The organism is Marilutibacter aestuarii, assembly GCF_006546775.1.
In the GTDB taxonomy this organism is placed as follows: Bacteria; Pseudomonadota; Gammaproteobacteria; order Xanthomonadales; family Xanthomonadaceae; genus Marilutibacter; species Marilutibacter aestuarii.
In genome coordinates this window covers 17,061-29,140 of sequence record NZ_VICE01000126.1, presented here as the reverse complement: position 1 = coordinate 29,140, position 12,080 = coordinate 17,061, and the positions used below count along the sequence as shown (strand labels likewise).

Below are 12,080 nucleotides of genomic sequence, written 5' to 3'. Positions count from 1 at the left end.
GACTTCCCTCTCCAGACGTACCGATGGTGAATGCCATCATGGCCCTTGAGGCCGAGCGGTGATCCGCAAGGGCGGGAAGTCTCCTTTTTACTCATCCAAGCCAACGCCGCTTCGCGACGCGGCTTGGTTCAGGCGATAGGCATCACATGAAAGTCCTCTTAGGGGATGACGGCGTGGGGTGCGCTATCGCCAACGACAAGAATGCGGCCAAGCGAAGCGCATTGCGCGGCTGTTCTGAACAGCTGGCAGGCACATGGCCGTATCATGTTGCGTCAGGCTGTCCAGACCGGGGTGGACCAGGCATCGATCCACCGCCGGGCTTCGGCCATATCCCTGCATGGAGACCGCATGGACACTCCCAACGAACGCGTGGCCGCCTGCAGTTGCGGCCAGCTCACGGCCCGGACGCGGGGCGAACCGGTACGTGTGTCGATCTGCCATTGCCTGGCCTGCCAGCGGCGCACGGGCGGCGTGTTCAGTGCGCAGGCGCGGTTCCCGCGGGATGCGGTGGAACTGGGGGGAGAGAGTCGGACGCACTCATTGGTCGGCGACGAGGGCACGCGCGCGCACTTCCATTTCTGCCCGGCCTGTGGGGGCACGGTCTACTACCTGATGGAGGCCCTTCCCGACATGGTGGCGATCCCGGTGGGCGCGTTCGCCGACCCGGAATTCCCGCCCCCGGTCGTGTCGGTGTACGGGAATCGCAAGCACGGCTGGGTGCGCCTCCCCGAGGGCATCGAGCAGATGTGACCCCGCGAGCGGGCCGGGGAAGTGGACCCGACCGCCCCCCTGCCCCTCAGTGGGCGATGCGCAGCCGCCGGTAGCGCTCGAGGTGTTCGTCGGTGCCGCCGAAGCGGAGTTCGAACGCGAGCAGGCGCTTGAAGTAATGGCTGACGTCGAGCTCGTCGGTCATGCCCATGCCGCCGTGCAACTGCACCGATTGCTGGCCGATGAAGCGTGCCGCCTGCCCCATCAGGCCCTTGGCCGCGGACAGCTGCGCCTGGCGCTCGTCGCGATCCGTCGTGCCGGCCTGGTCTGCGGCGAGATAGGCCATGGAGCGCGCCTGTTCCAGGTGCATGAGCATGTCGGCCATGCGGTGCTGCAGCGCCTGGAAGCCGCCGATCGGCATGCCGAACTGCACGCGCGAGCGCGTGTACTCGATCGTCGCCCGCAGGATCCGCTCCATGGCCCCGAGCGCCTCAGCGCAGAGGGCCGCCAGGCCGATGTCGACGACGGCGAGCAGCGCTTCGGTCGCCTCGTCGCCCAGGCGCGCTTGTGCGCCGACACGCACGCCATCGAAGCGCAGGTCGGCGACGCGCTGTTCGTCGATGCTCGCGTAGGCGTCCATCGCGAGGCCCTCTGCATCCGGCGGCACCGCGAAGAGGCCGATGCCGTCCCCGACCCGCGCCGATACCAGCACGAGGCCTGCCAGCGGCGCGTGGTAGACGGCGTGCTTGGCGCCGTCGATCCGCCAGCCATCGCCGTCGGCCGTGGCTGTGGTGTCCAGATCAACGCTGCCGGGCGCCAGTCCCGTTTCCTCGTGCGCGAGGACGGCGACCAGCTCGCCCGCGGCCATGGCAGGCAGCCACTCGGCGCGCTGTGCGTCGGAGCCCAGCCGGACGATGGCCTGGCTGGCGACGATCGCACTGGACAGGAAAGGCTCGAGCAGCAGGCCCCCGCCGATGGCGCGCGACACCAGCAGGGTGCCGACGGGGCCGGCATCGATGCCGCCTTCGGCTTCCGGCAGGACGAGCGCCAGCAGTCCGAGTTCGGCGAGTTCGGTCCAGACCGCACGCGACCATCCTTCGCCGGAAGCGCGCACGCCGTTGCGGGACTCGAAGTCGTAGCGCTCTGCGATGAAGCGCTGGGTGGTGTCCAGCAGCATCTGCTGCTCGTCGGTGAATGAGAAATCCATGGTCGACCTCAGAGTCCGAGAATCAGGTGGGCGATGATGTTGCGCTGGATCTCGTTGGAGCCGCCGAAGATGCTCAGCTTGCGCAGGTTCATGTAGGCAGCGGCCGCGCGGGCGCCCTCCCCCGCGCCGCCCTGCCGCAATGCCGCCTCGCCCTGCACCTCGACCTGGAGTTCGGAGATGCGCTGCATGAGTTCGGTGCCGCGGACCTTGAGGATCGAGGCCTCCGGGCCGGGCGTCTTGTTGCGCACCTCGTCGAAGATGACGCGCATGTTGGTGATCTCCAGCGCCTTGAGCTCGATCTCCACCTGGGCGAGCCGCGTGCCGAACACCGGATCGTCGAGCAGTGGGCGACCGTTGCGCCGGATGCGCGCGGCCTCCTCGCGCAGGCGGCGCAACTCGCGCCGGGACGCGCCGATCCCGGCGATGTTGGTGCGCTCGTGGCCGAGCAGGAACTTGGCATAGGTCCAGCCCAGGTTCTCCTCGCCGATGCGGTTGGCCACCGGCACGCGCACGTTGTCGAACCAGATCTCGTTGACCTCGCAGGTGCCGTCGAGCAGGCGCGTGGGCCGCACGGTGATGCCCGGGCTCTTCATGTCGACCAGCACGAAGGAAATGCCCTTCTGCGGCTTGGTCGTGGGATCGGTCCGGACCAGGCAGAAGATCCAGTCGGCGAACTGCCCCAACGTGTTCCACACCTTCTGGCCGTTGAGCACGTAGTCGTCGCCATCGCGCTCGGCACGCATCTTCAACGAGGCCAGGTCCGATCCGGAACCGGGTTCGGAATAGCCCTGGCACCACCAGTCCTCGGCCGACAGGATGCGCGGCAGGAAGGCCTGCTGCTGTTCGGGCGTGCCGAAGCGCATGATCACCGGCGCGACCATCTTCAGCCCGAAGGCCAACTGCGGCGGCGCGTCGGCGGCCGCGCACTCGCTTTCGAAGATGTACTGCTCGGTCTTCGACCAGCCGGTGCCACCGAACTCGCGCGGCCACATCGGGGCGCCCCAGCCCCTGGCGTGCAGGATCTTCTGCCAGGCCTGGATGTCGTCGCGCAGCCGGCTGTCGTCGCCGCTGCGGACGCGTTCGCGGATATCGTCCGGCAACGAGGCCTCGACGAATGCGCGTACCTCGCGCTGGAATTCGCGCTCGGCGGGTGTGAAATCAAGGTCCATGTCGAAGCGTCCTCATGGGGCAGGGGCCTGGGATGTCAGGGGGTAGTAGCGCACCAGCATGCGTGCCACGCAGACCGGCTTGTCGCCGCCCTCGATCTCGATGCTCGAAGACCAGTGCGCCTGCAGGCTGCCGTCGAGCGGCGTCAGGGCATCGAGCGTGAGGCGCGCGCGCGCGCGACTGCCGGCCGGCACCGGGGCCGGGAAACGCACGCGGTCCAGCCCGTAGTTCACGGCCATGGCGATGCCGCCGATGTGCAGGCAGGACTGCAGCAGGTGCGGCAGCAGCGACAGGGTGAGGTAGCCGTGGGCGACCGTGCCGCCGAAGGGCGACTCGCGCGCGGCGCGCTCCGGGTCGGTATGGATCCACTGCTGGTCGCCGGTGGCGTCGGCGAAACGCTGGATGCGCGCCTGGTCGATGGTGCACCAGTCGCTGCAGGCGACTTCGCGGCCGATCCAGTCGGCGAGTGCGTCGAGGTTGTCGAGCGATCTCATGCGGGTCTCGTGTCTTCCGGGAGCGGTCGGCGTGGTGGCGGCTCAGAAGCAGGCATCGGGCATGTCCAGCGGCCCGCGGTCGCGGCGGGCGAGCAGGTCGAACTGGGCGTCCACCCTGGGCAGCTCCCAGTCGAAGAAGAAGCGCGCCGCGCGTCGCTTGCCCTCGTGGAAATCGTCGTCGCGCCCGCGCGTGGCCATGGCCTGTTCCAGCCATATCCAGGCCACGGTCACGTGGCCGAAGGCCTCCAGGTAGACGCTGGCATTGGCGAGCGCCAGGCCCGGGTCGCCATCGCGCCACAGCTCCGCGGTGACGCTGGCGAGCCGGTCGACGCGCCGCGACAGCGCCTGCGCATGCGGCTTCAGGTCTGTATCGCCGCCGGCGCGCTCGATGCTTGCGCGCACGCGCGCCAGGTAGAGGCGCAGGGCTGCGCCGTCCTGCATCACGACCTTGCGCCCCAGCAGGTCCAGGCCCTGCACCCCATGCGTGCCCTCGTGGATCGGGTTGAGGCGGTTGTCGCGATAGAACTGTTCAACCTTGTACTCGCGCGTGTAGCCGTACCCGCCGTGGACCTGGATCGCCAGGTCGTTCGCGGCCAGGCACCATTGCGACGGCCAGCTCTTCGCGATCGGCGTGAGTATGTCGAGCAAGAGCTCCAGCTCGGCGCGAGTGGCGTCGTCGTCGGCGACGCGCGCTTCGTCGACCAGGCGCGCGCAGTAGAGGTTGAGTGCAAGCGCGCCCTCCACGTAGCTCTTCTGCGCCAGCAGCATGCGGCGGACATCGGCGTGTTCGATGATCGGCACCTGGGGCGAGCCGGGATCCTTGCCGCCCGTGTCGATGCGCCGCCCCTGCGGCCGGCCGCGCGCGTAGTCGAGCGCATGCAGGTAGCCGGTGTAGCCCAGCGCCGTGGCGCCGAGCCCGACCCCGATGCGGGCCTCGTTCATCATGTGGAACATGCAGGCCAGGCCCTGGTGCAGGCCACCGACGAGATAGCCGATCGCACCCGCCCTGCCCCCTGGCCTGTAACGGGTCCCCTCGCCGAAGCTGAGCAGCGTGTTGACCGTGCCGCGGTAGCCCATCTTGTGGTTGAGCCCGGCCAGTTGCACGTCGTTGCGCTCGCCCAGCGCGCCCGCCTCGTCGACGAGGAATTTCGGGACCACGAACAGCGACAGGCCACGGATGCCGGGGATCGGCCGGCCGTCGTCGCCGGGCGTGCGTGCCAGGACCAGGTGGACGATGTTCTCCGACAGCTCGTGGTCGCCACCGGAGATCCACATCTTGCTGCCGGTCAGCCGGTAACGCGGCCCGAAGGGCGAGTCGCCATCGGGTTCGGCGCGAGTGAGGATATCGGCCAGGGACGAGCCGGCCTGCGGCTCGGACAGGCACATGGTGCCGAAGAAGCGGCCCTGCAGCTCGGGCTCGACGAAAGCCTTCACCTGGGCCGGCGTGCCGTGGGCAAGCAGGAGGTTGGCGTTGCCCAGGGTCAGCATGGGATAGGCGCTGGTGGCGATGTTGGCCGCGTACAGATAGGCCAGCCCGGCATTGGCCACCACCAGGGGCAACTGCATGCCGCCGAGCGCGTAATCCTGCCCCGCGGCGATCAGCCCGCTTTCGCAGAAGGCATCCAGCGCGGCCTTGATCTCGTCGATCAGGTGCACGCGCTCGCCGTCGAAGCGGGGCTCCTCGCGGTCGGCTTTCTGGTAGTGAGGCGCGAACATCTCGCTGGCGACCCGCTCGCAGGCATCGAGTACCGCATCGAAGGTCTCGCGGTTGTGGTCGGCGAAGCGCGGCGCGGCGGAAAGTGCGCCGACATCGAGCCAGTCGTGCAGGAGGAAGTCGAGGTCGCGACGCGACAGCAGCAGGGATGCCATGCGGGCCTCAGACGACCTCGAACAGGCCGGCCGCGCCCTGGCCACCGCCGACGCACATGGTCACCACCACGTACTTCACGCCCCGCCGCTTGCCTTCGATCAAGGCGTGCCCGACCAGCCGCGCGCCGCTGACACCGTAGGGGTGTCCGACCGCGATGGCACCGCCGTTGACGTTCAGTCGCTCGTGGGGGATGCCCAGGGTGTCCATGCAGTAGAGGACCTGCACGGCGAAGGCTTCGTTGAGCTCCCACAGGCCGATGTCTTCGACCGACAGGCCCGCGCGCTTGAGCAGCTTGGGCACGGCGAAGACCGGGCCGATGCCCATCTCGTCCGGCTCGCAGCCGGCCACGGCGAAGCCGCGGAACACGCCCATCGCCGGGATGCCGCGGCGGGCGGCCACCGCCGCGTCCATGACCACCGACGCCGAAGCGCCGTCGGAGAACTGGCTGGCGTTGCCGGCGGTGACGACGCCCCCGGGCACCGCAGTGCGGATCCGGGCGACGCCTTCATAGGTGGTGTCCGCACGAATGCCCTCGTCGCTGGAGAGCGTGACCTCGCGCGTGAGCAGCTGGCGCGTGCGAGGATCAGCGCTGCCGGCCAGCACGGTGATCGGCACGATCTCGTCGTCGAAGCGGCCCGCCTCGGCCGCGGCGGCGGCGCGCAGCTGGCTTTCCACGCCGTAGCGGTCCATGCGCTCGCGGTCGATGCCGTAACGCTTGGCCACGGTCTCCGCGGTCTGCAGCATCGGCCAGTAGATCTCGGGCTTGTGCGCCTTGAGCCAGCCTTCGGCGATCATGTGCTGGTTCATGTACGGCTGGACGCAGGAGATGCTTTCCACGCCGCCGGCGACGAACGTCTCGCCCTCGCCGGCGATCACCCGCTGCGCGGCCATGGCGATCGTTTGCAGGCCCGAGGAGCAGAAGCGATTGACGGTGGCACCGGGCACGCTGACCGGCAGGCCCGCGCGCACCGCCGACTGGCGGGCGATGTTGACGCCGGTGGCGCCCTCGGGATTCGCGCAGCCCATCAGCACGTCTTCCACTTCCCCGGGATCGATGCCGGCGCGCGATACGGCGTGGGCGACGACATGGCCGCCGAGGGTCGCGCCGTGGGTCATGTTGAGCGCGCCCTTCCAGCTCTTGGCCAGTCCGGTGCGCGCGGTCGATACGATGACGGCTTCTTTCACGTTGATCATCCAGTCCAGGGCCCTGGGGCAGTCAGTTGAACGAGCGGCCGGTTTCGGCCAGCTCCACCAGCAGCGGCGAAGGCTCCCACGCGTCGCCATGCAGCCCCTTGGCGAAACGGCGCATGGAGCGGAGCACGTTGTAGAGCCCGACGGTGTCGGCATGGAACATCGGCCCGCCGCGCCAGACCGGGAAGCCGTAACCGGTGAGATAGACCACGTCGATGTCGGACGCCTTCGCGGCGATGCCCTCCTCCAGGATCAGCGCGCCTTCGTTGACGAGGGCGTAGACCAGGCGCTCGACGATCTCCTGGTCGTCGATCCGGCGACGGGTGATCCCCTGCTCGGCGGAGTACGCTTCGATCATCGCGTCGACGACCGGCGAGGGACGCGCGGTGCGATCGCCGGGCGCGTAGTCGTACCAGCCGGCGCCAGTCTTCTGGCCGAAGCGCCCCATCTCGCAGAGCAGGTCGGCGGTGCGCGAGTAGGTGATTTCCGGGCTGTCGACCGCACGCCGCTTGCGGATCGCCCAGCCGATGTCGTTGCCGGCGAGATCCCCCATCCGGAACGGCCCCATCGCCATGCCGAACGCCTCCATCGCGCGATCGACCTGCTGCGGCAGCGCGCCCTCCTCCAGCAGGAAGCCGGCCTGCCGGCTGTACTGCTCGATCATGCGGTTGCCGATGAAGCCGTCGCACACGCCCGACACCACCGCGGTCTTGCCGATCCGGCGCGCGAGCGCCATCACCGTCGCCAGCACGTCGGGTGCCGTGGCCTTGCCGCGCACGACCTCCAGCAGCTTCATGACGTTGGCGGGGCTGAAGAAGTGGGTGCCGAGCACGTCGGAAGGCCGGCGGGTGAATTGCGCGATGCGGTCGACGTCGAGCGTGGAGGTATTGCTGGCGAGGATCGCGCCCGGCTTGGCGAGGTCGTCAAGCCGGCCGAACACCGCCTCCTTGACCCCCATCTCCTCGAATACCGCCTCGACCACCAGGTCGGCATGGGCGAGGTCGTCGTACGACAGGGTCGGCGTGAGGAGGGCCATGCGCGCCTCGACCTGTTCGGCGGTGAGCTTGCCCTTGCGGGCGCTGTTCTCGTAGTTGCGGCGGATGGTGGCCAGGCCGCGGTCCAGCGCCTCTTGCCCGAGCTCGAGCAGGGTGACCGGGATGCCCGCGTTGAGGAAGTTCATCGCGATGCCGCCGCCCATGGTGCCGGCACCGACGATGCCGACCGCGTCGATGGACCGCGGGACCACGCTTGCGTCGAGTCCGGCGACCTTGCCCGCCGCCCGCTCGCTGAAGAACGCATGCCGCAGCGCGCGCGATTCGTCGCTGGCGAGCAATTGCGCGAAAGCCTCGCGCTCCACCGCCAGGCCCGCCTCGAAGTCGCGCTTCACGGCCGCCTCGATCGCGTCCATGCATTTCAGCGGCGCCGGGTAATGCGCCGAAGCCGCGGCCACGCCGTTGCGCGCGAAGCCCAGGAACCCCTCGGCGTCGGGATGTTCGATGGTCCAGTCGCGCACCCTCGGCAGCGTGGCGCCCGACTCGGCGACCTCGCGGCACAATGCGATCGCGGCATCGAGCACGCCCTCTTCGACCACCGCGTCGAACAGGCGCGTGTCGGCCAGGCGCGACGCCGCCACCGGCGTGCCGGAAACGATCATGTTGACCGCCGTCTCCAGCCCGACGGCGCGCGGAAAGCGCTGGGTGCCGCCAGCGCCCGGCAGCAGGCCAAGCTTCACCTCGGGCAGGCCGATCTGCGCGCCGCTCGCGGCGATGCGATGGTGCATGCCCAACGCCAGCTCCAGGCCGCCGCCCAGCGCCATGCCCTCGATCGCCGCGACGACCGGCTTGGGGCTGGCCTCGAATGCCGTGATGACGGTGGGCAGGGTCGGTTCCTGGCTGGCCTCGGGGCGATTGAACTCGCGGATGTCGGCGCCGCCGGAGAAGGCACGCGCGCCGCCGGTGACGACGACGCCCTTGACCGCGTCGTCGTCGCAGGCGCGGTCCAGCGACTCGACCAGGCCGCGACGGGTCGCGATGCCCAGGCCGTTCACCGGCGGGTTGTGCAGCGTGAGGATGGCGATGCCATCGCGGATCTCGTAGTTCACTGGCATGTGCGGGGAACCCTGTGTGCGAGGTGGTTCGGGAAAGGCGTGGCGGCGGTAAAGCGTCTCATCGCGAACCGACCCGGTCGGCGAAGCGGCAGCCCAGTTCGGCGAGCGGCTCGACCTGTCGTGCGTATGCCATCGCCTGCGGGCTGCTGGCGACGCCCTCGCCGGCCCGCTTGACGATGCCCTGCATGATCGCGGCCAGGCGGAACACGTTGTAGGCGAGGTAGTAGTTCCAGTCACCGGTAACGGTGCGTCCGGTACGCGCTTCGTAGGTCCTGACATACGACGCTTCGTCGGGGATGCCCAACGCATTGAGGTCGAGCCCGGCGGTGCCGCGGAAGGGCGCCGGCGCCAGGTGCCAGGTCATCAGGTGGTAGGCGAAGTCGGCGAAGGGATGGCCGAGGGTGGAGAGTTCCCAGTCGATGACGGCGAGGATCCGCGGTTCGCTGGGATGGAAGATCACGTTGTCGAGCCGGTAGTCGCCGTGGACCAGCGAGACGATCGAACCCGAGTCCGCCGGGATGTGCCCGGGCAGCCAGTCGATCAGCCGTTCCATCGCCTCGATGCGGACGGTTTCGCTGGCGCGGTACTGGCGGGTCCAGCGTGCCATCTGCCGCTCGAAGTAGTTGCCGGGCTTGCCGTAGTCCGACAGCCCCAGCGCGGCCACATCGGTCGTGTGCAGGGCGGCGATGACGCGGTTGAGCTCGTCGTACAGCGCGCCGCGTCCGGCGGTCGACATGCCGGGCAGCGAGGGATCCCAGAAGATCCGGCCGTCGACGAAGTCCATGAGGTAGAAGGCGCGGCCGATGACCGATTCGTCCTCGCACAGGCAATGCATGCGCGCCACGGGTACCGGCGAGTCGCGCAGGGCACTCTGCAGCCGGAACTCGCGCTCGATGGCGTGCGCCGATGGCAGCAACTGCGCCGCCGGTGCCGGCTTGGAACGCATCACGTAGCGGCGGTCGCCGGCCTGCAGCAGGTAGGTGGGATTGGATTGCCCGCCCTCGAAGCGCTTGGCAAGCAGGGGCCCCGGCAGTCCGCCCAGGCGATCGTCGAGGTAGGCCGACAGGCGCGCGATCGCCGCGTCGTCGAGGTTCGCGCCGGCGACCGGCGGCCGGGTCGCCGCGCTCATGCCGCCACCAGCTGCAGGCAGCCGTCCTGCAGTCGGGGTACCACGTCCAGGCAGTCCATCCGCGCCGCGCAGTCGACCTCGGCCTGGTGGTCGTTGTCGCGCATCAGCCGGCCCACGCGCGAGGCACCGAGCGCGGTTCCCGCCGCGCAGCCGCGGTACAGCAACAGCGCGGCGATGGCGGCGTCGGTGAGCGCGTAGTCCCCCAGCGCTTCGAAATGCGAGGCCAGGTGGCCGGCGCCATAGAAGTCCTCGAGGTTGAAGCGGTTCGCCGAACCGGCGCAGACCACCAGCACCGAGGCGTCGGGATGTTCGCGCACGACATGCTCCACCAGCGCGCGACCGTTGAGCAGGGCGCCGACGTAGACATGCGCGGCGCCGGCGGCATCGCCAAGGGCGACGGTACCGTTGGTGGTGGCGTAGACCAGGGTGGCGCCGTGCAGGCCGGCCGTCGCCAGCGCCAGCGGCGTGGCGGGCCCGAACCCCGGCAGGCCACGGGCGAGGTATTCGCCGGCCAGCAGCGGCGCATCCAGGCTCCCGGCGATGCGCAGTGCGTCGCTGGCGTCGCGCGCCGGCCACACGTGGCGGATGCCCTGTCCGAAGGCGTGGACGATGGTGGAGGTCGCGAACAGCACGTCCAGCACGATTACCACCTTGCCCGCGAGCCGGGTGGGGTCGAGCTCCTCCCTCTTGAACAGCACGTGCAGCTTGCGCATCGGTCCTCGCTTGGCCTGGGCGCCGGTCGCGCCGCTCGTCGGTCGATCCATAAGTTCCATATAGCGGAACTAATGTTTCGATAATGACCCATCCTAGCCACAGCGCCTGCCTTGATCAAGCCCGTGATCGCGTATTGCCCAGCGTTTCCACATAGCCTAGGATTCGGATACCGGCAACATCACGAGTTCCGTTCCGTGGAACTCTAGTTGCGATCATGAAAAGGCCCGCATGGACTTCTCCCATTCCCCGGACGTCGAAGCGCTGCGCACCCGCCTGCTGCGATTCTTCGACGACGCCATCCTCCCCAACGAAGGGCGCTATCACGAGGAGATCCGCCGCCACCGCGAGGCTGGCAACGTCTGGCAGGCGCTGCCCCTGATCGAGGAACTCAAGCCGCGGGCACGCGCCGAGGGCCTGTGGAACCTGTTCCTGCCCCGCTCGCCGCGGGCGCCCGAGGGCCTGGACAACCTGGCGTACGCGCCGCTGTGCGAGATCATGGGGCGCGTGCCCTGGGCGCCCGAGGTGTTCAACTGCTCGGCGCCGGACACCGGCAACATGGAAACGCTCGAGCGCTACGGCAGCGAGGCGCACAAGCGCCGCTGGCTGGAGCCGCTGCTCGCGGGCGAGATCCGCTCGGCCTTCCTGATGACCGAGCCGGAGGTGGCCTCCTCGGATGCGACCAACATCCGCTGCTCGATCCGCCGCGATGGCGACGACTACGTCATCAACGGACGCAAGTGGTGGTCCTCGGGCGCGGGCGACCCGCGCTGCGCGGTCTACATCGTGATGGGCAAGACAGACGCCGACGCGCCGCGGCACCAGCAGCAGTCGATGATCCTGGTCCCGGCAGACACGCCCGGCATCCGCATCGTGCGGCACCTGCCGGTGTTCGGTTACGACGATGCCCCGCACGGGCACATGGAGGTGGCGCTGGAAGACGTCCGCGTGCCCGCGTCCAACCTGTTGCTTGGCGAAGGCCGCGGCTTCGAGATCGCGCAGGGCCGGCTGGGGCCCGGCCGCATCCACCACTGCATGCGCACCATCGGCGCGGCGGAGCGCGCGTTCGAACTGATGTGCCAGCGCCTCCAGTCGCGCGTGGCCTTCGGCCGGCCCCTCTCCGAGCAGTCGCTGTGGCACGAACGCATCGCCCATGCGCGCTGCATGATCGAGCAGGCGCGCCTGCTGACGCTCAAGGCCGCCTGGATGATGGACCGCGTCGGCAACAAGGAGGCGCGCACCGAGATCGCGATGATCAAGGTCGTCGCACCGCAGATGGCCTGCCAGGTGATCGACTGGGCGATCCAGGCCCATGGCGGCGCCGGCGTCAGCGACGACTTCCCGCTGGCCGCCGCGTATGCCGGCATCCGCACCCTGCGGCTGGCCGACGGCCCCGACGAAGTCCACTGCGGCACCATCGCGCGCCTGGAACTGGCTCGCATCGCCGCCATGGCCCCGGCGCCCTGACGCGCCGGGCCACGCCACGACAGGTAGAC

The 12,080-nt window shown here is 69.4% G+C and carries 10 protein-coding genes; 2 read left to right on the top strand and 8 right to left on the bottom strand.

Annotated elements, in window-relative coordinates; all coding sequences use genetic code 11:
- Window positions 1-348 precede the first annotated feature (348 nt).
- Window positions 349-750, top strand: coding sequence for a GFA family protein (locus FKV25_RS13140; RefSeq protein WP_141519255.1), 402 nt, complete (start codon window positions 349-351; stop codon window positions 748-750).
- A 46-nt stretch (window positions 751-796) separates the two neighbouring features.
- Here the strand turns inward: FKV25_RS13140 and FKV25_RS13135 are convergent, their stop codons facing one another.
- Genes FKV25_RS13135 through FKV25_RS13100 form a run of 8 tightly spaced genes read right to left on the bottom strand, consistent with a single transcriptional unit; the run spans window position 797 to window position 10,586 of the window.
- On the bottom strand, window positions 797-1,915 hold the full coding sequence (locus FKV25_RS13135; RefSeq protein WP_141519254.1) for an acyl-CoA dehydrogenase family protein: 1,119 nt from the start codon (window positions 1,913-1,915) through the stop codon (window positions 797-799).
- Window positions 1,916-1,923: 8 nt separating this feature from the next.
- On the bottom strand, window positions 1,924-3,084 hold the full coding sequence (locus FKV25_RS13130) for an acyl-CoA dehydrogenase family protein (RefSeq protein ID WP_141519253.1): 1,161 nt from the start codon (window positions 3,082-3,084) through the stop codon (window positions 1,924-1,926).
- Between the two features lie 12 nt (window positions 3,085-3,096).
- Complete coding sequence (locus tag FKV25_RS13125; RefSeq protein WP_141519252.1) at window positions 3,097-3,576, bottom strand: MaoC family dehydratase; 480 nt, start codon at window positions 3,574-3,576, stop codon at window positions 3,097-3,099.
- Between the two features lie 42 nt (window positions 3,577-3,618).
- Window positions 3,619-5,445: an acyl-CoA dehydrogenase gene (locus FKV25_RS13120; RefSeq protein WP_141519251.1), complete on the bottom strand. Its 1,827-nt coding sequence runs from the start codon at window positions 5,443-5,445 to the stop codon at window positions 3,619-3,621.
- 7 nt (window positions 5,446-5,452) lie between these two features.
- Window positions 5,453-6,631: an acetyl-CoA C-acyltransferase gene (locus FKV25_RS13115; protein ID WP_141519250.1), complete on the bottom strand. Its 1,179-nt coding sequence runs from the start codon at window positions 6,629-6,631 to the stop codon at window positions 5,453-5,455.
- Window positions 6,632-6,662: 31 nt separating this feature from the next.
- Entirely contained in the window at window positions 6,663-8,744 is a 2,082-nt protein-coding gene (locus tag FKV25_RS13110) for a 3-hydroxyacyl-CoA dehydrogenase NAD-binding domain-containing protein (RefSeq protein WP_141519249.1), read from the bottom strand.
- A 58-nt stretch (window positions 8,745-8,802) separates the two neighbouring features.
- The gene (locus tag FKV25_RS13105) at window positions 8,803-9,873 is read right to left on the bottom strand and encodes a phosphotransferase family protein (RefSeq protein WP_141519248.1); all 1,071 of its coding nucleotides are present in this window, start codon (window positions 9,871-9,873) and stop codon (window positions 8,803-8,805) included.
- Entirely contained in the window at window positions 9,870-10,586 is a 717-nt protein-coding gene (locus FKV25_RS13100; protein ID WP_170218637.1) for a 2-phosphosulfolactate phosphatase, read from the bottom strand. The genes FKV25_RS13105 and FKV25_RS13100 overlap by 4 nt, the downstream gene beginning before the upstream one ends.
- 229 nt (window positions 10,587-10,815) lie before the next feature.
- Here FKV25_RS13100 and FKV25_RS13095 point away from each other — a divergent pair, with 229 nt between their 5' ends.
- The gene (locus tag FKV25_RS13095) at window positions 10,816-12,051 is read left to right on the top strand and encodes an acyl-CoA dehydrogenase family protein (protein WP_141519246.1); all 1,236 of its coding nucleotides are present in this window, start codon (window positions 10,816-10,818) and stop codon (window positions 12,049-12,051) included.
- The last annotated feature ends 29 nt before the right edge of the window (window positions 12,052-12,080 follow it).